Genomic DNA, 20838 nt, shown 5'->3' with positions numbered 1-20838 from the left:
GTGAGCCGACAGGGGACCTTGAAAAAATTGGAATTTCGTTCATTTTCAAGGTTCCCTACAGATCGATTGCGGCCAAGGCGGTCAGCAGGGCCTGTTTGACGGACCCGCCGGCAAAAAAACGTTCATAGCTGCGCCGTGCCAGCAGTCCCCGCTTAGCCAGTTTATGTCGCTCGGCCAACAGGGCAGCGGCGGCGGCCGCCAGCGCCGAACCATCGGCAGGCGGCACGAAGCATATGCCGCTTTCGGGATCTCCGGCAAGCTCTTCCGGGTAGGCGTTAGAGCATCGGGTGATCAGCGGTCGCCCGCAGGCCAGCGCCTGGTAAACCTTGTTCGGAATGACCCGCCCGGCCTTCGGCGAGGCCCCGAAAATGCCGAGCAGAATGTCCGCTTCACCGATCCGTCGGGCGAGTCGGTCATAGGGCAACCAAGGCTCAAAGCGTACCTGCGACAGAGTGCCCGCCTGGTGCCGGCAGGACGGGCCGAGCGGCCCGTCGCCGAGCAGTGTCCAGCGAGCTTCGGGCAGGCGGGCCGCCGCATCGACGATAACCTCCGGCCCCTGCAGCCCGATAAAACTGCCGAAAAACAGCAACTCCGGCGGCTGGTGAGGTTCGTGCAGCGGCTGCGCGGGGAAGAGAGCCTCCTCGGCGCCGACCGGCACGACGAAGGTTTTTTCCGGCTGAGCTCCGAGCGTCTCGACGAAGAAGCAGCGGTGCGGCGCGGTATCGGCGAGAACGAGGTCGGCGGCGGCAAACAGCGAGCGTTCCCAGACCAGCAGTCGTCTGCCGCGCCGGCTGTCGGCGGAGAATTTTTGCCGCTCGAAGACCGCCTTGTCCCAGGCGCTGATCAGCGGATCGAATATGAGCGGGATGGAGCGGCGGTCGGCAAAGCGGCGGGCCGAGCGCAGATCGCTCTGCCGGAAGGTCGGCACCCAGAGCGCATCGACCGGCGGCAGACCGGCGAGGATCGATTCGATGGTGCCGGTCAGTGAGGAGTGCGGCTGAAAATCGACGATTTGATGCCCGCAATTTCTCAGCAGACCGCGCAGGATTCGGTTGCGGGAGTAGTCGGCGTCAAACCGTCCCCACCAGAGGATGGTTTTTTGTGCTTGTGGCTGTTTCATGGAGTGCCGCATCTATCTTCGTGTCGAATAATACATCCTTAGCCGGTTCAACGGGCTGGTGTCAATCCTGCGTTGCCGGCGGCAGCCGCCGGGAGCTGGACGGCCGGCTGGAAAACTCGGTCTGTCGTTGGTCATCCGGAGTCGAGGTGGTGATCAAAGGTGTCCGGCCATCGAGCAGATCGAGGCGAAGCAACCGGGAGTAGTGGCCGTCTGCGGCGAACAGGATTTCTGGTGATCCCTGCTCGATGATGCGGCCGTTTTCCATCACGACGATCCGATCGGCCCTCCGCACAGTGGACAACCGATGGGCGATGATGATCGAAGTGCGGCCCTCGAAACTGCGGGCGATTGCCTCTTCGAGGATGCTCTCGGTTTCCGAGTCGATCGAGGCGGTGGCCTCGTCGAGCACCAGGATGGCCGGGTCCCGGCACAGTACACGGGCAAAGGAGAGCAGTTGCTTTTCACCGGTGGACAGGTCCCGACCGCCCTCGCCGAGCATGGTGTCAAGTCCGGCCGGCAGCTTGGCGACAAAACGGGTCATGCCAGTTTGTTCCAGCACCGCTTCGACGTCCTCGCGGGAGCAGCCGGTGTCCATGACGATATTGGCCAGCAGAGTATCCTTGAGGATGAAGACATCCTGCAGGATGACGCCGACGATGCGGCGCAACTGCCGGACCCGCAGCTCGGCGATGTCGACGTCGTCGATTTTAATGGTGCCACGCTGCGGCTCGTAGAAGCGCAGCAGCAGGTTGATCAGGGTACTCTTGCCGGAGCCGGTGGCGCCGACCACGGCGATGATTTCGCCGGGCTCGATGCACAGGGTGAAATCGACGAGAACCGGCTGGTTCGGTTCATAGCTGAAACTGAGGTCGTTGAACGAGAGACGGCCGGCAGGCGCCGTCAGCTGCCGCGGGTTGGGCGGATCGATGAGGGCGGCTTTCGTGTCGAGGGTGGCGAAGATCCTTTCGGCCGAGGCCAGGGCCGACTGGACGATCGAATATTTCTGCGACAACTCCCGCAGCGGTTGAAAAAAGAGGCGCATATAGGCGAGGAAGGCGACCATTTCGCCGATGGTCAGGGTTCTGTCGATAACCTGGGCGCCGCCGTACCAGAGGATCAGAGCGATGGCCATGGAACTGAGCAGCTCGGTGAGTGGCATGAAGGCGCCGAACAGCCGGATCTGACTGAGCGTTCGGGCCAGATACTCTGCACTGAGGCCGGCGAAGCGCTCGGCGGCCCGGAGCTGCCGGCCGAAGAGTTGGATGATGGCGATGCCGGACACCGCTTCCTGGGTATAGCTGTTGAGCCGCGACAGCTGGCTGCGGATAGCGCGGAATTTTTCGCGTGCCAGCCGGGCGAAGACCACGGTCAGCAGCAGGGCGACCGGGATGAACAGCGACATCACCAGTCCCAGCCGGAAATTGATCAGCAGCAGCACGACAAGGATGCCGGCCAGGCGGAGGATATCGTTGAACAAGGTGACCAGCACCGAGGTGAACATCTCGTGCATGTTCTGCACGTCGTTGGTCAGCCGGGTCACCAGCCGTCCGGTCGGCTGGCTGTTGAGAAAGGCCAGGTCGAGATCGAGGATATGGGCGAACAGATCCTGCCGAATGCGGTGCATCACCGACTGGCCGACCCATTCGAGCAAGACCACCTGGATAAAGGTCAGCGCAAATCCGAGCACGACGAGCAGTCCGAAATGCAGCGCCGTGGTGACAAGCCCGGAGATGCGCGCCGCTTCGGCCAGGTCGGGAGCGGTAATATAGGAATCGATGCCGCTTTTGAGCAGGTAGGGCAGGGCCAGAGTGGCGCCGGTGACGCCGAGCGACAGCACCACGGCGATAGCGATGGCCCGCCGAAAGCCCCGGCTGTGGCGCAGGATGCGATGCCACAGCCGAACGTCGCTGAGCGAGGCCTGCTTGCCCTTCTCGATGTAGCCGAAATCATGCATCGCGCCGATCCTCCGTCCCTTCCTGCAGCTGTTTGCGATACATGGCCTGGTAAAAATCGCTGCGCTGTAACAATGCATCGTGCGGAGCGTCATGGAGCAGGCGGCCCTGGTCGAAGAGCAGGATGCGATCGGTCATGGCCAGCAGCTTGATCCGGTTGGAGACGATAAACACCGTCTTGCCGGCGAGCCGTCGCCGCAGCGCCTCGATGATATGGCTCTCGGTGGCGGTGTCGACGGCGGATAGGCCGTCGTCGATGACCAGGATCGGCCGTCGGCAGATCAGCGCCCGGGCCAGCGCCAGCCGCTGTTTCTGACCGCCCGACAGGAGCACCCCCCGTTCGCCGATCATCGTCTTGTAACCTTTGCTGAACTGGCGGATTTCTTCGTCGATGGCGGCGTCGCGGGCGGCCTGCTCGATCTCGGCCGGGTCGGCCCGATCCACGCCAAAGGCTATATTGTTGGCGATCGTGTCGGAAAAGAGAACCGGTTCCTGGCTGACGTAAGCGATCCGGTCGCGAACCTCGGCCAGTGAAAGGCGGTTGACATCGCGCCCGTGCAGCAAGATGGCGCCGTCAGCAACGGGATAGAGACGGACCAGCAGTCGGCACAGGGTGCTCTTGCCGCTGCCGGTGCGGCCGGCAATGCCGATCATTTCCCGATCGGCCGCGAAGCTGACTCCTGCCAGCTGGCTGCTCTGCGCGGCGGGATAGGAAAAGCTCAGGTTGCGAATGGCAAAGACCGGTCCGTCCGGTGGCGCGGAGCCACCAGATGGCTGGTCGAGCAGCAGCGGCTCGGCGGAGACGAGCCGGTGGATACGGCGCAGTGCGGTGGCGCCGCGCTGGAGCAGATTGGCCACCCAGCCGACGGCCATCATCGGCCAGATGAGCATTTGCAGGTAGGTGACGAAGGCGACGAAGTCGCCCATGGTCAGTTCCTGGCGAATAACCGCGGTACCACCGAAGAGCAGGATGACCAGCAGACCGATATTGCCGATCAGCGTAGCCGCCGGCCACAGCACCCCTTGGATGGCGGCCACCCTGATATTGGCCGATGCGTAGCGTCGTCCGAGTCGATCGAATTCCCGGGTCTGAATCTCCTCCAGGGTATAGGCCTTGCTCAGCTTCAGGGAAACGAGGGTGGACCGGGCGAACTCGGTGAGGCCGGAAAAATATTCCTGGACCGTGTTGAAACGGTGGTGCAGGCGGCCGGACAGCAGCCGGGTGGAGACGGCCAGGATCGGCATCGGCGCCAGCGCCAGCAGCGTCAGCCGCATATCGATGTGGAGCATGAAACCGGTGGCGGCACAGGACATGACCAATGCGTCGACCGCCGCCACCAAGCCCATGCCGCAGGCCATCTGGACGGCGGCAAGATCGTTGGAGCCGTGGGCCATGATGTCGCCGGTGGAGTGTTTTTCAAAAAACGGCTGGTCCATGACCAGGATGCGGTTGAAAATACGGTTGCGCAGGGTCCGTTCCAGGTACCGGGAAAAGCCGATGATCAACGTTCGCCAGAAAAAGCGCAGCACCACGACGAATACCGCGATGGCGACGATGGCCGCTCCCAGCCGCAGCAGCAGCCCCGGCGATGCGCTGCCGGCGGTGAGCGCGTCGACGCCGTGCTTGAGGATGCGGGGGATCATCAATTGCAGGAAATCGACGGCGATCAGGGCCGTCAAGCCGACCAGCAGACGCAGACGGTGGCGGCGGAAGATAGGCGCGAGCAGGTCTTTGAAAAGGGCGGACAGGGGGAGCGACGTTTTGTTCTCCGATCTGCGATGGGACAGAGACATTGGTCAATCGGGACGGTTGCCGGTGGCAGTGTCCGGCGGCGCCGTTTCCGGCAGGGAAAACCTGTCCGGCACGGCCTTGATATAGAGATCCTGTTTGGCATAGGGGATCTCTATGCCGGTTTCGTTGAACCGTTTGTAGACGGCGGTGTTCATCGCATCGAGTATCCGGCCGCGCTCTTCCGGGTGGTTTGCCCAGAAGAGCAGCTCCAGGTCAAGACTCGAGCCGCCGAAAGCGCGAAAACGTACCCGCGGCGTTGGTTGTCGACAAACGAGCGGTTCGCTGTCGGCAACGTCGAGCAGGATCTGCTTGACCTGGTCGATATCAGATCCGTAGGCCACGCCGATTTTGAGCCGGATTCTCATCTTTTCACTCAAGCCGCCGGACTGGTTGATGATCATCGAATTGCCGATGATCGAGTTGGGAATGGTTACCTCGATATCGTCGCGAGTCAGGATCCGGGTACTGCGCAAACCGATATTGGTGACCATGCCGCGGCTGGCGTTGTCGAGCACGATGTAGTCGCCGACTTTGTAGGGTGCATCGGCAACGATGAACACGCCGGAAAACAGGTTGGACAGGGTATCCTTGGCGGCGAAGCCGACGGCGATGCCGACGATGCCGGCCGAGGCCAACCAGGCCGTCATGTCGATATGCCAGATGACGAAGATCAGGTAGATACCGGCGCCGAAAATGACCACTTTGGCGATATTGTCGAACAGGGTTACGGTACGGCGCTGAATGAAGCTGATTCTACCGGAATAGTCGGCGATCCGGTTGAGCAGCAGGGTCGCGAAGCGGCCGAGAAAGATGATCCAGATGATCACATTGATGGAGCGGATGATCCGGCTCAGCATCACATTCCAGACGTCGGGCAACGGCATCACCTCGATGCCGGCGGTGATGCCGAGGGCGATCAGCGTATAGGTGACCGGCGGTTGCAGCAGCAGCACGAAGTGATCATCGAGTTGGTGACTGGTTTTCGACGTAAGTGCCCGGAGCAGGCGAAACAACAACCAGGAAAGTAGTGAGGCAAAGGCAAAGGTGATCAGGATTAACAGGCTGCCCTGGACCCAGGGATTGCTGGAAACGGCTTCGATCAGCGGTTTGAGGGGGTCAAAAACCATGTTTGCCGGCGCTGCGTCGGCCGGGGATTGACCGTCGGCGGCCGCTAGCAGCGGCGGGGCCGACAGCAGCATAAACACCGACAACCACGCAACGATTGGCCGCATCCGATTCTCTCCCGATCAATGGTGATGATTACGTTGTGTGCCAAACCCTGCTTCAAACTGCGGGGATGAGCGATTAACAAGGGATGAGCAATGCTAAACGAAACGTGTTTGAAGCACAAGCGTTTCAATGACGGATTGTTTGCGGTGGGAGAGCGGCGAGGAAACGGTTTGCCGCTCCCGAGGGCGCCCGGCCGCACCGCAGGTAGGTGCGACCGGGCGAACGTGGAGCGTTGTCGTCATCAGTCAGCGGAGCGGACCTCGATTTGTTTGACATCGGCCTTGGAAACCGCTTTCTTCGGGATGGTCAACTGCAGGACACCTTTGCGAAAACCGGCCTTGATACCGTCCCGGTCGGCGTCATCGGGCAGCGTCAAGACCCGCCGGAAAGAACCGTATGAGCGCTCGATCCGGTAGAAGTCCTTCTGGCGATCCTCTTTTTCCTGTTGTTTCTCACCGCTGATCGTCAACGTGTCGTCCTTGATTTCGACCTTGATGTCTTTTTCTTCGACCCCGGGTATTTCGACGGAGATCGAGTACTCTTTTTCGTTGCCGCCGATATTGACCGACGGTTTCAGGAAACTGCCGGCCATCAGGCTACCCGATTCTCCTGCCTTTCGGCCGGGCATGCCGAGATCATGGGCCCAGGAATCGAAAAATTGCTCCATCTGCTGTTGAAAGTGATACAATGGGTGATACGGATCAATCAGGTCGCTCCGTTTTCTCGGCCGATTGATCCGTACCGGTGTTGCCGCTGCTTCTTCGTCCTCATTTTTGAACCAATTCCACGGGGCAAGTTTTTTCAGATCCATAACATCCTCCTTTACTGATGATTACGGGCTGCCACGGAAAACCACATATCTATACCACTGCTGCAGCGGACGCCAAAAAACTGTCTTCGCCGGAGCAGTTCTCTGCGGTATGGCATCGTACCCACCTCTGCCCTGATCGTGCATGCAGATCCGAGTTTTCCACGGCAGCCGAAGACGGTACGGTTATTCAGTATCGCTGAGTGAACAATAAGTATAGTTACCCGAAAATCAACATGACTAAAATTACTAAAAAGAAAGTATTGAACAAGTAATAAGCAAGATTATAGTGTAGTGCATCACGAGCAGGAAATCGCTGCGTCGGACGGGCGTCTCCGACACTGTGTGACGCACTGCCCAATCCGTTAACCGGCAGAGGACAAACGACCATGGAGTATATGGACTATTACCAGATCCTCGGTGTCTCGAAGAACGCAACGGCCGATGAAATAAAGCGGGCCTATCGGAAGCTGGCTCGCAAGCATCACCCCGATGTCAACAAGGGCGTCGATGCCGAATCACGGTTCAAAGAGATCAATGAGGCCTATGAGGTGCTCAAGGATCCGGAAAAGAAAAAGCTCTATGACCAGTATGGCAAAGAGTGGAGTAGTTTTCGTGACCAGCCGCCGCCAGGCTGGCAGCAGAGCGGTCGAACCGGTGGTGGTCGCAGCTCGAGGAGCTATCATTTTTCAGGTGATGGCGATTTTCGCGAGGCCGGAGACTTCAGCGACTTTTTCCAGAACCTTTTCGGCGGCGGTTTCTCCCGCGGTGGGGGGCATCACGATTTCGGCTTTGCGGCGGACAGCGAGGGGCGATCACACGAGGCTGAGATCACGCTGAGCCTGCGAGATGCCTTTCATGGCGGTAACCGGACGATCTCCTTCCAGACATTTGTCGGAGACGGCCACGGTGGCATGCAGCCGCAGACGAAGACCCTTCAGGTGAAGATCCCGCGCGGCGTCACCAATGATTCGGTCATTCGCCTCGCCGGTCAGGGTGAACAAGGGACCGGACGGGGAGCGGCCGGTGATTTGCTGCTCAGGATCAAGATCACCCCCGACCCGACCTTCAAAGTGTCCGGGCACGATTTGCATACCATTGTCGCCATCTCACCCTGGGAGGCAGCGCTCGGCGCCAAGATCCCGGTCCACACCGTCGATGGCCAGGTATCGCTGACGATCCCAGCGGGTACCCAGAACAACAAACGCTTTCGCCTGAAGGGTAAGGGGATGCCGAAGCGGTCGTCAGGGGCCGGTGATATCTTCGTTCGCGTCGAAATCCGTATCCCGACCACCCTCAGTGACGAGGAACGGGCGGCTTTTGAGCAGCTGCAGAAGGTTTCGACCTTTCATCCGCGACGAAAACACGGACAAAAGGCGGGCTATGATGAAGAGATATGAATTGATAGTCGATGAGCGGCGCCTGCTGACGATCGAAGAACTCGGTCGCCTGGTCGATGTGCATCCCGATCTGCTGCAGCGTTTCGTGGTATATGGACTGATCGATCCGGAGATCGACAAACCCTGCCTGCTCTTTGCCGATCGGGCGATTGTCCGAATCAGAAAGATTCAGCGGCTGCGCGGTGATCTCGGCCTGAATCTGGCGGGTTGCGGGGTGGTTCTCGATCTGCTCGACCGCATCGACGATCTGGAGCGGGAGATCCATTACCTGCGCTCCGTCTTTTAAGCCGACCTGGAGGGTTGCAGGTGATATCGCTGCAGCCGTCCTCAACGTGCTTCAGCCAGGTCGAGCCAGATGCCGCCGGTCATGGTGTCCAGATCCTCCGGCGTCAGCTTGAACAAGGCACGGGGGGTACCGGCCGCAGCCCAGATGCACCGACAAACCTTGAGATCCTGATCCAGGATGGTGCGCAACCGTGCCGTGTGCGCCACCGGCGGCACTCCGCCGATGGCAAAGCCAACCTGCTCCTTGACCCAGGCCCCGTTGGTCCCAGCCAACTGCAGGCCGGTCTGCTTCTCGATTTTCCCGACATCAACGCGGTTGGCGCCGGAGGCGATCACCAGTACCGGTGTGTCGTCCTGTCGATTTTTAAAGACCAGTGATTTGGCGATTTGCGCCACCGAACAGCCGATGGCTTCGGCCGCCTCAGCAGCGGTCCTGGTCGAGTTCTGCAGTTCGATGACGATGCAGTCGAAGCCGTGTTCGCGCAGGTAATCTTGGACGCGCCGGGCGCTGTCGGGCAGTGTGGTTTGGGTTTCCGTTCGCTGCATGGTATGGTATCTTCTCGGGTTACAATGTGCCGGGCCGGCGCCGAGCTTCGGTCCGGCTGACCGGTCCCTTTTCTACCCGATTCCGGTGCCTCCGGCAACCGCTTATCGGTAGATCGCCGAAGCGAAAAATCGGCACCGGTTCGATCACCACCAGCGAACGTGGATACAGGCAGGCAAGCACACATGGACAAGCAGTATCTCTACGATGCCCCGTGGGGGCTATTGTTGCGGGCGATGACCTTGCTTTCGATCTGCCTGCTCGGCGGCATGGTTGCCATCGGTCTCGGCAACCGGCCGTCGGGAGCTTTCGGCTGGGATTTGGTGATGATCGTCCTGCCGCTGGCCATGCTGGTTGTGGCGGTTTTTTTTACCATTCGCGGCTATCTGCTGTTCCCCGATGTCCTTTTTGTGCAACGGCTTGGCTGGTATTCCAAGATTCCACTCGACGGACTACTGGCAGCGAGCTTCGACCCGGAGGCAACGAAGCGAATGATCAGGCGCTTCGGCAACGGCGGCATGTTCTGTTTCGCCGGTTCCTTCAAGAGTAAGAAAATCGGACCGTTTCGTGCCTTTGCTACCGACCTGCGGCGTGCAGTTGTGCTGCAATTTGCGGACCGGACCATAGTGGTTACGCCGGGTGACCCGATTGATTTTGTTGAGAAAATTACCGCGATTCGCGGACTGGCGCGCACCGGAGCCGGCGGCGACGGTGGCTCGCCGGACAAGAGTTGAAATGGGGAGGAAGAGCTGATGATCGGTAGAGCTGGAACTGAGGGGTACCGTGAACTGTTGCCGGGAATCCGGCAGAAGACCCCGGTCTATGGGGAGAAGATGTTGCTGGCCGAATTCCGGCTGGCAAAAGATGCGGTCCTGCCGCTACACACCCATATCCACGAACAGATCGGCTATCTCGTTGCCGGCAGGCTGCGATTTACCATCGGCGGCGAGGTAACGCTGGTGGCGGCGGGTGACAGCTGGTGCGTCCCGGGCGGTGTCGAACACGGAGTGGATGTATTGGAGGATGCGGTAGTGGTCGAGGTATTCTCGCCGGTTCGCGAGGATTACCTGCCCGGTAAGCAGTGGCGTTGATGAGCGACTGTCTCGGTCGGCGCTTATGATACGGCGGCGATGACGACGAGAAAAGAGCAGATTGAGCGGGCGATCAGCGAACATATCGACATCGTCGATTATGATCCGCGTTGGCCGCAGCTGTTCGCCCGCGAGCGGGACCATTTGCTGTCCTGTCTGCCCGGTGACCAGATCGTCAGGATTGAGCATTTCGGCTCGACGGCGGTACCCGGGCTGGCCGCCAAACCGGTGATCGACATGCTTGTCGAGGTAAAAAACCTGGCGCTGGCCCGCCGGACAATCGTGCCGATTCTGGAAGCCCAGGGCTATGACTATTTCTGGCGCCCCTCCTTTGGCGATCTTCGCTCTCCCTATTATTGCTGGTTTATCAGGCGGGATGAAGCGGGCCGGCGGACTCACCACATCCACATGATTGAAAAGCATTTCGCCCAGTGGGAAGGGCTGCTGTTTCGCGACTATCTGATCGAGCATCCCGATGTCGCCCGCCAGTACGAGACCCTGAAGCGGGATCTTTCCCACAGCTACCCGTCCGATCGGGCGGCATACACGATGGCCAAGAGCGATTTCGTCCGGCGCATCACCGAGGCGGCCAAACGGGCCTATCGACCAACCTGAACAGTCGACCGCGCCATCGGTACCCCGGTGGCTGACGATATGTTGTGTACCGAAAGCAAGGAGGCGTCATGGTAACATCCATCATCCTGATCAATACCGAACGCGGCTATATCAACGAAGTAGCCGAAACCCTGGCCGGCATGTCGGAGATCTCAGAGGTCTATTCCGTCAGCGGCGCCTACGACCTGATCGCCGTCGCCCGGGTCAAGACCAACGACGATCTGTCCACCCTGGTCACCCGCAACCTGCTCAAGATCGAAAATATCCTGCACACCGAAACCATGCTCGCCTTCCAGGTCTTCTCTAAACACGACCTGGAAGCAATGTTCTCGTTGGGCGCGAGCTGATAACCCCTAAACGATACAACGGCTGAAAGAGAACAGATGAAAAACACGGCGGTTCCGGTGGTCAACCCCGACTACCTGGTCGAACAATTTGATAATGAAGTGGTATTGTTTTCACTCAACGGTGCCGAGGTAGTTGCCCTGAATCAGACGGCTCATCTGGTCTGGCGGCTCTGTCATGAGGATCTCACCGTGCAGGAGATGATCGATCTTCTGTCTGACACCTACCCTGGTCAGGCAGAAGAAATCCGGGCCGACGTGCTTGCTGCACTGGAGAAGATGGCCGAACACGGTATCATCGAGCTGTCCGATGGTTCTTGATTCCCAGTTTACCGTCGGCATCGGCGGGCGCTCTGTCGAGGTGCACTGTTTGAATCGCGAAGCGCGGGCGCTCGTTGTGTTCCTCTTTGCCGACCTGTTTGTCGAAGACGGCGGCGAGCCGATCAAGCGCTATGAAATCGGTGTTGATTCCTCGATGCAGGCCGCTTTGCTGACGGTCGATGGATCGGTCCTGCTTGAAGGGGGGACCGTCTACCGGCAGGCCTATTGCCTGATGAACGAGATTCTCGAGCAGTGCATTATTGACAATGATCGGCATCATGCCGTTCACGCGGCGGCCGTTTCCTTGGGCTCAACCTGTCTCGTGCTGCCGGGAACGAGCGGTGCCGGCAAGAGCACGCTGACTGCCTGGCTGGTATCCCGGGGGTTTTCTTACCTGACCGATGAGCTGGTCATGCTCGACGACCAGCGGGTCATCGCCTTCACCCGGCCGATCAACCTGAAGAAAATGGTTCCGTTTCTGGCGCCGCTGGCTGGTCGTTGCCGAGATCTTTTGGTCCAAGCGCGTGAAGGGATCATGATTCCGCATCGTCTGTTGGGCGGCAACCGTATCTCGCCGGACGCGATCGAACCGCGGGTGACCCATTTCATCTTCCCGCGGTTTCAAGCTGGCGAGTCGCCGGGGCTACAGGAGATATCGGCAGCCCAAAGCTGCCTGCAGCTGATGCAGTGCCATGTCAACGCCCGCAACCTGGAGAAACTAGGCATCCCGAGCCTGGCCCGGGTCATCAGGAATTGCCGTTCCTTCTCGCTGACCTACGGTGATACCGCTGATCTCGAGCAGTTTTTCGGCGAGCGGCAACGGCAGCAGCTCTTCGGCAGAGCCGGTCATGGCGAGCCGCCCGGTCCTTAATCTCTGCGCCCGGATTACGGGGCATCCTGAGCAGTATCGGCTGCTCGGGCAGGCTGCTAAGGAGGAATCAGACTGGCAGGAAACGATTCGCCAGGCCGAACGCCACGGGCTGGCGCCGCTGCTGCTCCACCATCTGACGACCGCGGACATTGCCGTACCGGCAGAGCCCCGCCGCTCGCTGATGATCCTGGCGCGGATTCATGCCCACCAGGCGCGGGTCAGGCAGGCGGTCCTACATGAGCTGTTATCCCTTCTGGCGACGGAGGGGGTGTCGCCGCTGGTGATCAAAGGGGCGGCCCTGTGCCATACCCTCTATCCCGATCCGGCCCTGCGACCGATGCGCGATATCGATCTGCTTCTTGCTCCGGACCAGGCAGAGCGGGCCCAGCAAATAGCGCTGGCGGCAGGCTTTGATCGCCACGGTACGCCGACGCCGGACGATCATTACCATCTGCCGCCGCTGGTGAAAAACGTCGAGGGTATGAAGGTCTGCATTGAAATCCATCGCGCCCTGTACCCGGATTGTCCGCCATACTATCCACAGATCGATTTTACGCGGCTACTCGCTTCCAGCACTTCGTTTGAGTGTGACGGTATGCGCTACGCTACGCTCGGCGGTGAGGAGATGCTGCGTCACCTTTATCACCACGGTTTCCGCATGCCGCTCAGCTACGAATCCTACAAACTGATCAACGCTGCCGATCAGATCGGATTTGTCGAATTGCATGCCGAGTCGCTGGACTGGCATCGTCTGTTCAGTGAGGAACCGCAATTACGCGCTGCGTTGTCGATGATGCAGCACCTGACCCCTTGGGATCCCCAGCGGGTGCCTGCGGGCATTATCGAGCCAGGTGAAGCGAACCGGCGACGCCGGCCGTTTCCCTACCGCGGCTGGCCGCAAAGAAAAATCAGGCACTTCAAGCACGATAATCTGTCCTTTGTCGCCATCCTGAAGGAGACGTTCCTGCCATCGCTGTGGTGGGTCAAACTCTATTATGGGGCGCTCGGTCGATGGCAAACGCTGTGGTGCTATTGTTACCGTCACCCGTGCCACATTCTCTGGTGGGCTCGGCTCTACTATGCGTTGCCTGTTGGCGCGGCGCAGAATGGTCGCAGCCTGCAGGGGCGCTGGCGGCGGCTGCGAATTCTGGTGAAAAAGGTGGTATCATGAAAAAAACAGTGCAGGAGTGGCACATCTGCACTGTCATGGCAGACGGTGACCAGTGCCGCACTTTGTTTCAGCTTTTGCAAAGGATCATATTGATGGGACTTGTTTCCTGGTTGCTGGCGGCCTGCAGCGGGACGCCGCCGAATGATTTGGGAGTGCACGACGGCCGGCTTGTCGATTGTCCCGCCTCGCCGAATTGCGTTTCGAGTCAGGCTGACGACCACCGCCATCATATCGAACCGCTCGTTTTTTCAGACTCTCCTGAGCAGGCTTTTGCCCGCCTGGAAAAGCTGCTGGCGGAGCGGGGTGATACGGCCATCGTCACGAGACGACCTGGTTATCTCCGCGTTGAGTTTCGCACGACGCTGTTCGTCGATGACGGCGAGTTCCTGCTCGACAATCAGCACCACGTAATCCATGTCCGGTCCGCTTCCCGGCTTGGCTATTCCGATCTGGGCAAGAACCGCAGCCGAATCGAGCAGATCCGTCGTGAATTTGCCGGGGTGCAGCAATAACCGGCCAACTGATCCGCCAGCCAACCGCCCCGCCTCAATTCAACAGCGTCGCCGCGGCAACATGTTTTTTAACCACGGCAGCCGCTTCCCTCGTGGATAACGATCTGGTCCTGAAAAACAATTCCTGACAATCGGTAAGCGAGAGCGGCCTGACCAGTCTGATGGTTTCGTATTCGTTTCGGGTGTGTGGAAAGTCGTTTCCGTTACCGTTCATTTCCTCCTTGGTGATGATCTTGGCGAAGATCAGCGCCCGGGCACAGAGCAACTCTTCCCGCCGTGCGCTGATCGAGCTGCGCAGCAGATACCCGATGGTTAATTCGTCGCCCGGACTGTAGAGGCTGCCGCGCAAGCCGAGCCGGGCCAGCGCCTGGTGCTCGACGAAACAGGTCTTCAGCGACCAGCCGGCCGGCAGGCCTCTTCTCAGGTGCCGCTCGAGCAGCAGGTGGATCGGGCCGGCCTCGATATAGATGTCTTCTCCGGGGTGCAGCATTGTCAGGATCTGTTCGGCACGCAGTTTGTCGCGCAGCCGGAGCCGTGCGACATCGGCCCGGGCAAAGGTTTTCATGGCCAGCAGGATGGCGGGAAAGTGGTCGCTGCGCACCGCCTGATAGTAGTCGATCAAGGCCTTGGTGGCCTCTTTCTCCCGGAGATAGACCTGGTAGCGCAGCGTTGCCGGGTCAAGTTCGGCCGGTGCGTGGCCGGCCGCGAAGAACTCGTGGATCGTCAGCAGCTCTTGAAGAAAGGGCTCGACCTGGTGGATGGTTTTGCCGGTCCGATGTGCGTGTTGCAATATCGTGCATTGTTGCAGACTGAAATCGTGATATTCCAGATCATGTTCGAGCAGGTAGCTCTCAAGATCGACACTGCCGGTAAGCATGGCCGAAAAATCGGGATGCGGCGGCTCCTCGAGCACGATCACCTCGTGGCGGCGCATGATCCGCTCGGTAAATTCCATCGATTCAGGGCGATGAGTGGCATAGACTATCTGCAGCGTATTCATCATCTCAGGGTAAGCATCATCGAAGGTATTAGGGAGCAGAAAAAACCAACAAAGTTGTTTTTGGGGACCCGTAAAATGCCGGGATCGGCGTGTCGCAATGGAATAGTGGTGCAGTTTACGCTATGATAATTGCATACATCGTTTTGGTGAAGAAAAACCACCACTAACCCTGGCCAAGGAGCGTGCTTCGATGAAATGGCTGACGACACACGGTCTGTTGATTTTTCTGGCGGCAACGCTCTGCGGTTGTTCAACCAATGCTCCCCTGCGCACACTCTACTATCAGGCCGAAAATCCGTCCCGGGGCAAAACTATGGTCATCTTTCTCCGGGGGCGAGGCGGCAGTCATGAGGACTTTGCTGATGAAGGGTTTGTCGATGCGGTCAGAGAGCGCCGCTTGCCTGTCGATATGGTCGCTCCCAATGCCCATTTCGGCTATTACATGGGCGAAACGCTCATCCCTCGGCTCAAAGAGGACGTTATTGGGCCGGCCAGGCGGGACGGTTATGAACAATTCTGGCTGGTCGGCGTGTCCATGGGCGGGCTCGGGGCGCTCCTCTATGCTCGGGAGCATCCTGACGATGTCTCCGGCGTCTGCGTCATTTCACCCTTTCTCGGCTGGTCGTCCATTCTCAATGAGATCAACGAGGCCGGCGGAATACGCAGCTGGGAGCCCGGCAGCTACGACTCCGACAAGGATTGGCAGCGCATGCTCTGGCACTGGCTGCAGCAAGGTGCGGCCGGCAACCAGGAACTGCCGCTGCTCTATCTTGGTTACGGTACCGAGGATCCCTATCTGAAAGGACAGACGCTGCTCGCCACCATTCTTCCCGCCGACAGAGTGTTTGCCATCCCCGGTAACCATACCGCCAAGACCATGAAAGAAGTCTGGCTCCATTTTCTCGACCAAGGCATTCTGGATGCCGACCGATAAACGGACAACAGCAGCAATACCGTAACCTCCGAAAAGTGAGACGGCTCTGTCTTTCCCATGGAAGGGGGAGCATTGCAGGCGTGGATGCCGATGAAATTACGAAAATCGATTGTTCTGATCATTTTTGGCTGCTTTGGACTCCTGGTAGCCGTCCTTGTTATCTCGTCCCACGGTTTGACGTATCGAAAATTCGACGAGTTGGAAGAGCAGATCGCCGCCGCCAATGTTCGTCGAAGCATCAATGCCATCCAGGGCATCAATGCCAGTCTCGGTCAACTTGTCGCCGATTGGTCGTATTGGGACGACTCTTACCGCTTCGTGCAGGAGAAGAACCAGGAATTCATCGATGAAAACCTCGTCGTGGATACCTTCGAAGCGCAGCAGAACAACCTGATCATACTGTTCAACAATCGCCGTGAACTGGTCTGGGGTGCAAATCATGTCTCCGGGGCCGAGCAGCTGTCGCCCGTTCCGGATGAAACCCTGGTTAGTTTGCAGCAGTTGCTGGATGATCGGTCAATCAATAAGAGACAGCAGGGATTTGACGGGATCGTCGTACTGCAGCAGGAGATTTTCGTTCTTTCCTGCCGAGCTGTACTGACAACCAATCGCCAGGGGCCGAGTACCGGTTGGATCGTCATGGGCAAGAAATTCGGCCCGGCCATGCTCGATGAGTTGGAACAACGAACCGAACTTGAACTCGAGTACATCAACCTGGCAACAGACACGATTCCGCCCATTTTTCCAACGGATCTGCAAGAGAACAGGAGCGGAGGGCTGTTCCCCGTCATCGAGAAATCCGAAACGACCATTCGCTGTACCGGTGTGCTGGCAGATGTGCAGGGCACCCCGGTTGGGCTCCTCACCGTTGATGCGCCCCGCACGGTCTATCTTTCCGGAGTGGAGGCCTCGAGGCGGCTCCTGATAGTGATCGTCGCGGCAGGTGTTGCGGTGGGTGGATTGATTTTATGGCTGCTGGAACGGAAGATTCTGTCACGGATAGATCTGCTCAACACTCAGGTCAACTCGATTGAACAGAGCGACCCATCCCGCTTTACCACCCTTGCCGGTCGTGATGAGATATCCGACCTGTCGCGCTCCATTTTCTCAATGCTGAATAAAATTGAACAGAGTTTTAATGAAATACGGATTGTTCAAGAGTCGCTGAGCGAGTCGGAGGAGCGGTTTCGCTCGCTGTTCATGAATACCGGCAACCCCATGGTGATGGTGGACGCGGAGGCGAAGATCCAGCTGGCCAACCAGGAGTTTTGTCGCAGCATGAATAACCCGGAGGAACAAGAGGTTATCGGCCGCTCCTGGAACGATTTCTTCCCGCCGGAGGAAATCGAGCGGATGCAGCGGTATCACCAGGCCCGGCGGCGGGGAGACGCCTCAGCTCCGCGGACGTACGAGGTGCGCTATTTTGACCTGGTGGGCCGGCAGCGCTGCGGAATTCTAACGGTCGCGATGATTCCCGGAACCGACAGCAGCACCGTCTCTCTGCTCGATATCACCGACTTGAAACAAGCTGAAGAAGAACTGGCTCGCAAAGCGTTTTACGATTCACTGACGAAACTGCCAAACCAGCGGTTATTCCATGACCGCGTGCAGCAGGCGAGCAAGCGGGCGGCCCGGGCGGGGACGCAGTTCGGTGTCGTACTGCTCGATATCGACGACTTCAAAAACGTCAACGACACCCTCGGTCATCACGCCGGCGACGAGGTGTTGCAACAGATTGCCGACCGGCTTGCCCGGTGTGTCCGGAAATCAGATACCATCGCCCGGTTGGGTGGCGATGAATTCACCCTTTTGATCGAGCCTCCGGGGCAGCCCGAATGTTTCTGTCGGATTGCCGAAAAAATAATTGCCGATTTCAGCCGGCCCTATTCAGTCCAGGAGATGGAATTTTATCTCGGTGTCAGTATCGGCATCGCGGTATATCCCATTGCCGGCAGCAATGCCGACACCCTGCTGAAAAACGCCGATCTGGCGATGTATGAATCGAAAACAAAGGGTAAGAACCGCTACCACCTGTTCACCCCGGCCCTCAACGAGCAGGCGCAGCGGCGTACCGTAATCGACCGTTTTGTTCGCAATGCCATTGCCGCCGACCAATTCGCGGTGTTCTATCAGGCCAAGATATCGCTTGATGACGGTCGTCTCCGGAGTATGGAAGCGCTGGTGCGGGGTATCGATATCGACGGCAGCCTGGTTTCGCCGGGCGAGTTCCTGCCCTACGCCGAGGCGCACGGATTGATCGTACCCATCGACCTGTTCGTCCTCCGCACGGCGTGTCGGCAGATTGCAGACTGGCAGCAGGAAGGGCTGGGCCAACTGGCGGTGGCGGTTAATATCTCCACCAAGCATTTTCGTAAAGAAGGGTTCGTCGAGGAGGTCGAGCACATTCTCGAGGAAATCGGGCTTCCTCCGGCAGCCCTCGAACTGGAAATCACCGAAAGCGCGCTGATGAAGGAAATCGAGCAAGCCAACGACTCGCTCCGGCGCTTCCGTGACGCGGGAATTTCCGTCGCCCTTGACGATTTCGGCACCGGCTATTCGTCGCTGAACTATCTGCGCACCCTACCGATCCAGACGTTGAAGATCGACCGTAGCTTTATCAACTCCATCTGTGATGAAGGAAAGGGCAGTCTGGAGTTGGTCACCATCATCCTGTCTCTTGCCGCGGCGATGCGCATGAACGTGGTTGCCGAAGGGATCGAGACCCCCGAGCAGCTCAAGCTCCTGCAGCGCCTCGGCTGTAACCAGGGACAGGGGTATCTCTTCAGCAAACCGCTTCCGGCCGACGAGTTCCGTGAATTTCTCATCCGGCACAACCGTGCGGGAAATTGGCCGGATGAGACGTGGTTTCCCGGTTCAGGCGCAGTGAGACGAAGTGATTGACGACGTGACTCGTGTCAGTTGCGGTAGGTTTTACTGAAACGAGGGAAATACCACATTGTTTCAGAGACGGTTGTTTCATCATCCCGGCACAGTGGGGAAAACTGAAAGGTACAATAACAAAAGGGACATACGAACTATGTCGTATGTCCCTTTGCTTGACTGGTCGGGATGAGAGGATTTGAACCTCCGGCCCCCTGAACCACATTCAAGGTAGATAGCATTTTCCCGGCACCTATTGACTCTTTATGACACAATTAAATATATTCAAAACCGATAAGATATGATATTGTTTGTGTCAGGACGTATCAGGGGGGCTAACAGAAAATCGACCCAAAGCGGCACCTATTTGGCACCTATTTTGGAGAGGGGTAGGCAATGGACCGGACATTCAGATTTACCGATGCAGCGATCAAGGCTCTGACCATTCCCGATGGAACAGCGCAGGTTGATTTCTTCGACGAGATAGTACCATTGCCCGGGCAAGGCGGGACGCTGGGTATTCGCGTTTCCCGGCGGGCAAAAGCATGGTTCGTGCTGTACAGGGCAAACGGCAGGCGGCGGCGGCACACGTTCAAGAAACGATACCCGGAGCTATCTCTGAAGGATGCCCGTCTGGAAGCAGCAAAGCATCTGCGGACAGTCCATGATGGCGGAGATCCGGCCGGTATAGCCAAGACACACAAAGAAGCGCCGACCGTCGCGGATCTCTGGGAAGCCTACCAGGAATCACTGACCAATCGGGCAGCGCCGAAAGCACCGTCCACCGTCTCGGAAGAGCAGCGCCGATGGGAAAAAATCATCCGGCCAGCACTCGGCCATATGAAAGTCGAGGATGTGAAACCGGTTCATTTGTCCGATCTTCTAGATTCTGTGGCGAAAAAAGCACCGGTCAGCGCCAATCGACTGCATAGTCTGTTGCAGATCCTTTTCCAGCCAGCACTGGCGAAAGGATGGATTACCATCCACCCGTTGCAGTGGATTCGTAAGCCCGGTGGCTGTGAGCCACCACGTAAGCGGGTGCTATCAGACGACGAGATCAGAACCTTATGGCCTCATTTCGACGATCTTCGACCAAACCAGAGGGATATTCTCAGACTGGGACTGCTGACCGCCCAACGACCAGGAGAGATTCAAGCCATGAGATGGGCGGATCTCGACTTTGATAAAGCGCTATGGACGATCCCGACGACCAAAAGCGGCACCATTCATCTTGTTCCACTAAGCAGGCAGGTAATGGATATTCTCCAGGGGCGGGAACAGGATTCACCATGGGTATTTCCATCAAAGCACAATCGGAGTCGTGGCAAAGAGACGACCGGTCACACCACCAGCCTGAAAGAAACTCGGAAACGAGTGCAGGAAAAATCTGGTGTTACTGGCTGGACAAGTCACGATCTGAGAAGAACAGCCAGAACGATCATGTCCCGGCTGAGCATCCAGCCCCATATCAGAGAATTGGTGCTGAACCATTCCCAGGGGAAGATTCAGGCGGTATACGACCAGCACGACTATTTTTCAGAGAAAAAACAAGCCCTCCAAAAGCTAGCCGATGAGATAGACCGGATCCTCGGCAGAGAAACGACCAGCGCCAAGATTGTTTCTTTGCGGAGGGCTGGCTGATTGTCAATCAGCATTCAATATTGACCCCTTTCAGCGTCCAAAAAAGCCCCCCCTTTTGATAAAAAAAGTCACGTTCTCTTCTTGAGCCGGAAGGACTCGTTTCCTGTTTCTATGATATCGCAGTGATGGGTCAACCGATCGAGCAAGGCGGTGGTCATCTTGGCATCGCCGAAGATCTGGGACCATTCGGCAAAGCTCAGATTGGTGGTCACGATCAGCGAGGTTCTTTCGTACAATGTGCTGACCAGGTGGAACAACAAGCTGCCGCCAGCCTGGGAGAACGGCAGATATCCCAGTTCATCAAGCACGACGAAGTCGATATTGGCC

At 58.3% G+C, this 20838-nt stretch carries 21 protein-coding genes; 13 read left to right on the top strand and 8 right to left on the bottom strand.

Features of this window, described 5'->3' with window-relative positions; all coding sequences use genetic code 11:
- Positions 1 to 55: 55 nt before the first annotated feature.
- The 5 genes from BUC26_RS02375 to BUC26_RS02355 form a co-directional block, all read right to left on the bottom strand.
- The gene (locus tag BUC26_RS02375; protein ID WP_073373236.1) at positions 56 to 1120 is read right to left on the bottom strand and encodes a glycosyltransferase; all 1065 of its coding nucleotides are present in this window, start codon (positions 1118 to 1120) and stop codon (positions 56 to 58) included.
- A 61-nt stretch (positions 1121 to 1181) separates the two neighbouring features.
- Positions 1182 to 3074, bottom strand: a complete 1893-nt coding sequence (locus BUC26_RS02370) for an ABC transporter ATP-binding protein (protein WP_073373235.1) — start codon at positions 3072 to 3074, stop codon at positions 1182 to 1184.
- The gene (locus BUC26_RS02365; protein ID WP_084540390.1) at positions 3067 to 4866 is read right to left on the bottom strand and encodes an ABC transporter ATP-binding protein; all 1800 of its coding nucleotides are present in this window, start codon (positions 4864 to 4866) and stop codon (positions 3067 to 3069) included. Before BUC26_RS02365 ends, BUC26_RS02370 begins: the two co-directional genes overlap by 8 nt.
- Positions 4867 to 4869: 3 nt before the next feature.
- Positions 4870 to 6096 carry a mechanosensitive ion channel family protein gene (locus tag BUC26_RS02360; protein WP_208609694.1) on the bottom strand — a complete coding sequence of 409 codons (1227 nt, stop codon included), beginning with the start codon at positions 6094 to 6096 and terminating at the stop codon, positions 4870 to 4872.
- A gap of 239 nt (positions 6097 to 6335) precedes the next feature.
- Entirely contained in the window at positions 6336 to 6905 is a 570-nt protein-coding gene (locus tag BUC26_RS02355) for an Hsp20/alpha crystallin family protein (RefSeq protein ID WP_073373234.1), read from the bottom strand.
- Positions 6906 to 7291: 386 nt separating this feature from the next.
- On the opposite strand from BUC26_RS02355, the gene BUC26_RS02350 reads away from it, so the two are divergent.
- Both BUC26_RS02350 and BUC26_RS02345 read left to right on the top strand, forming a co-directional pair.
- A complete protein-coding gene (locus BUC26_RS02350; protein ID WP_073373233.1) occupies positions 7292 to 8302 on the top strand; it encodes a DnaJ C-terminal domain-containing protein in 1011 nt (336 codons plus the stop codon).
- A complete protein-coding gene (locus BUC26_RS02345) occupies positions 8286 to 8588 on the top strand; it encodes a chaperone modulator CbpM (RefSeq protein ID WP_084540389.1) in 303 nt (100 codons plus the stop codon). Before BUC26_RS02350 ends, BUC26_RS02345 begins: the two co-directional genes overlap by 17 nt.
- Before the next feature lie 41 nt (positions 8589 to 8629).
- Here BUC26_RS02345 and BUC26_RS02340 read toward each other — a convergent pair whose 3' ends face one another.
- Positions 8630 to 9133: a YbaK/EbsC family protein gene (locus tag BUC26_RS02340; protein WP_073373231.1), complete on the bottom strand. Its 504-nt coding sequence runs from the start codon at positions 9131 to 9133 to the stop codon at positions 8630 to 8632.
- Between the two features lie 183 nt (positions 9134 to 9316).
- On the opposite strand from BUC26_RS02340, the gene BUC26_RS02335 reads away from it, so the two are divergent.
- From BUC26_RS02335 to BUC26_RS02300, 8 genes are all read left to right on the top strand, one after another.
- Positions 9317 to 9865 carry a PH domain-containing protein gene (locus BUC26_RS02335; RefSeq protein WP_073373230.1) on the top strand — a complete coding sequence of 183 codons (549 nt, stop codon included), beginning with the start codon at positions 9317 to 9319 and terminating at the stop codon, positions 9863 to 9865.
- An 18-nt stretch (positions 9866 to 9883) separates the two neighbouring features.
- Positions 9884 to 10222, top strand: a complete 339-nt coding sequence (locus tag BUC26_RS02330; protein ID WP_073373229.1) for a cupin domain-containing protein — start codon at positions 9884 to 9886, stop codon at positions 10220 to 10222.
- Positions 10223 to 10261: 39 nt separating this feature from the next.
- Positions 10262 to 10837 (top strand): GrpB family protein, encoded by a 576-nt coding sequence (locus tag BUC26_RS02325; RefSeq protein ID WP_073373228.1) that lies wholly within the window; start codon positions 10262 to 10264, stop codon positions 10835 to 10837.
- Between the two features lie 68 nt (positions 10838 to 10905).
- Positions 10906 to 11184: an Lrp/AsnC family transcriptional regulator gene (locus tag BUC26_RS02320; protein ID WP_073373227.1), complete on the top strand. Its 279-nt coding sequence runs from the start codon at positions 10906 to 10908 to the stop codon at positions 11182 to 11184.
- 36 nt (positions 11185 to 11220) lie between these two features.
- The gene (locus BUC26_RS02315; protein ID WP_073373226.1) at positions 11221 to 11502 is read left to right on the top strand and encodes a PqqD family protein; all 282 of its coding nucleotides are present in this window, start codon (positions 11221 to 11223) and stop codon (positions 11500 to 11502) included.
- Positions 11492 to 12373 carry a hypothetical protein gene (locus BUC26_RS02310; RefSeq protein ID WP_073373225.1) on the top strand — a complete coding sequence of 294 codons (882 nt, stop codon included), beginning with the start codon at positions 11492 to 11494 and terminating at the stop codon, positions 12371 to 12373. Before BUC26_RS02315 ends, BUC26_RS02310 begins: the two co-directional genes overlap by 11 nt.
- Entirely contained in the window at positions 12351 to 13544 is a 1194-nt protein-coding gene (locus BUC26_RS02305) for a nucleotidyltransferase domain-containing protein (RefSeq protein ID WP_073373224.1), read from the top strand. Before BUC26_RS02310 ends, BUC26_RS02305 begins: the two co-directional genes overlap by 23 nt.
- On the top strand, positions 13541 to 14056 hold the full coding sequence (locus BUC26_RS02300; RefSeq protein ID WP_244155763.1) for a DUF1499 domain-containing protein: 516 nt from the start codon (positions 13541 to 13543) through the stop codon (positions 14054 to 14056). The genes BUC26_RS02305 and BUC26_RS02300 overlap by 4 nt, the downstream gene beginning before the upstream one ends.
- Before the next feature lie 34 nt (positions 14057 to 14090).
- Here BUC26_RS02300 and BUC26_RS02295 read toward each other — a convergent pair whose 3' ends face one another.
- Positions 14091 to 15059 (bottom strand): hypothetical protein, encoded by a 969-nt coding sequence (locus BUC26_RS02295; protein WP_073373223.1) that lies wholly within the window; start codon positions 15057 to 15059, stop codon positions 14091 to 14093.
- Between the two features lie 187 nt (positions 15060 to 15246).
- Between BUC26_RS02295 and BUC26_RS02290 the strand changes: the two genes are divergently transcribed.
- From BUC26_RS02290 to BUC26_RS02280, 3 genes are all read left to right on the top strand, one after another.
- A complete protein-coding gene (locus BUC26_RS02290) occupies positions 15247 to 15990 on the top strand; it encodes an alpha/beta fold hydrolase (protein ID WP_073373222.1) in 744 nt (247 codons plus the stop codon).
- Positions 15991 to 16080: 90 nt separating this feature from the next.
- A complete protein-coding gene (locus BUC26_RS02285) occupies positions 16081 to 18891 on the top strand; it encodes a bifunctional diguanylate cyclase/phosphodiesterase (RefSeq protein WP_161949789.1) in 2811 nt (936 codons plus the stop codon).
- A gap of 375 nt (positions 18892 to 19266) precedes the next feature.
- The gene (locus tag BUC26_RS02280) at positions 19267 to 20511 is read left to right on the top strand and encodes a tyrosine-type recombinase/integrase (RefSeq protein ID WP_073373220.1); all 1245 of its coding nucleotides are present in this window, start codon (positions 19267 to 19269) and stop codon (positions 20509 to 20511) included.
- Between the two features lie 68 nt (positions 20512 to 20579).
- Here the strand turns inward: BUC26_RS02280 and BUC26_RS02275 are convergent.
- A partial coding sequence (locus BUC26_RS02275; protein ID WP_161949788.1) for an ATP-binding protein occupies positions 20580 to 20838 on the bottom strand: 259 nt, incomplete at its 5' end.

The organism is Desulfofustis glycolicus DSM 9705, assembly GCF_900130015.1.
GTDB lineage: Bacteria > Desulfobacterota > Desulfobulbia > Desulfobulbales > Desulfocapsaceae > Desulfofustis > Desulfofustis glycolicus.
The sequence above is the reverse complement of the archived record's forward strand: the minus strand, read 5'-3'. Positions and strand labels throughout refer to the sequence as shown.

What these genes read in the sequence shown, in the direction of transcription:
- BUC26_RS02340 (WP_073373231.1), bottom strand. Translation starts at nt 9,133, where the DNA reads ATGCAGCGAACGGAAACCCAAACCACACTGCCCGACAGCGCCCGGCGC.
- BUC26_RS02375 (WP_073373236.1), bottom strand. Translation starts at nt 1,120, where the DNA reads ATGAAACAGCCACAAGCACAAAAAACCATCCTCTGGTGGGGACGGTTT.
- BUC26_RS02335 (WP_073373230.1), top strand. Translation starts at nt 9,317, where the DNA reads ATGGACAAGCAGTATCTCTACGATGCCCCGTGGGGGCTATTGTTGCGG.
- BUC26_RS02310 (WP_073373225.1), top strand. Translation starts at nt 11,492, where the DNA reads ATGGTTCTTGATTCCCAGTTTACCGTCGGCATCGGCGGGCGCTCTGTC.
- BUC26_RS02325 (WP_073373228.1), top strand. Translation starts at nt 10,262, where the DNA reads ATGACGACGAGAAAAGAGCAGATTGAGCGGGCGATCAGCGAACATATC.
- BUC26_RS02355 (WP_073373234.1), bottom strand. Translation starts at nt 6,905, where the DNA reads ATGGATCTGAAAAAACTTGCCCCGTGGAATTGGTTCAAAAATGAGGAC.
- BUC26_RS02315 (WP_073373226.1), top strand. Translation starts at nt 11,221, where the DNA reads ATGAAAAACACGGCGGTTCCGGTGGTCAACCCCGACTACCTGGTCGAA.
- BUC26_RS02285 (WP_161949789.1), top strand. Translation starts at nt 16,081, where the DNA reads ATGAAATTACGAAAATCGATTGTTCTGATCATTTTTGGCTGCTTTGGA.
- BUC26_RS02330 (WP_073373229.1), top strand. Translation starts at nt 9,884, where the DNA reads ATGATCGGTAGAGCTGGAACTGAGGGGTACCGTGAACTGTTGCCGGGA.
- BUC26_RS02350 (WP_073373233.1), top strand. Translation starts at nt 7,292, where the DNA reads ATGGAGTATATGGACTATTACCAGATCCTCGGTGTCTCGAAGAACGCA.
- BUC26_RS02280 (WP_073373220.1), top strand. Translation starts at nt 19,267, where the DNA reads ATGGACCGGACATTCAGATTTACCGATGCAGCGATCAAGGCTCTGACC.
- BUC26_RS02320 (WP_073373227.1), top strand. Translation starts at nt 10,906, where the DNA reads ATGGTAACATCCATCATCCTGATCAATACCGAACGCGGCTATATCAAC.
- BUC26_RS02290 (WP_073373222.1), top strand. Translation starts at nt 15,247, where the DNA reads ATGAAATGGCTGACGACACACGGTCTGTTGATTTTTCTGGCGGCAACG.
- BUC26_RS02360 (WP_208609694.1), bottom strand. Translation starts at nt 6,096, where the DNA reads ATGCGGCCAATCGTTGCGTGGTTGTCGGTGTTTATGCTGCTGTCGGCC.
- BUC26_RS02295 (WP_073373223.1), bottom strand. Translation starts at nt 15,059, where the DNA reads ATGATGAATACGCTGCAGATAGTCTATGCCACTCATCGCCCTGAATCG.
- BUC26_RS02370 (WP_073373235.1), bottom strand. Translation starts at nt 3,074, where the DNA reads ATGCATGATTTCGGCTACATCGAGAAGGGCAAGCAGGCCTCGCTCAGC.
- BUC26_RS02300 (WP_244155763.1), top strand. Translation starts at nt 13,541, where the DNA reads ATGAAAAAAACAGTGCAGGAGTGGCACATCTGCACTGTCATGGCAGAC.
- BUC26_RS02305 (WP_073373224.1), top strand. Translation starts at nt 12,351, where the DNA reads ATGGCGAGCCGCCCGGTCCTTAATCTCTGCGCCCGGATTACGGGGCAT.
- BUC26_RS02345 (WP_084540389.1), top strand. Translation starts at nt 8,286, where the DNA reads ATGATGAAGAGATATGAATTGATAGTCGATGAGCGGCGCCTGCTGACG.
- BUC26_RS02365 (WP_084540390.1), bottom strand. Translation starts at nt 4,866, where the DNA reads ATGTCTCTGTCCCATCGCAGATCGGAGAACAAAACGTCGCTCCCCCTG.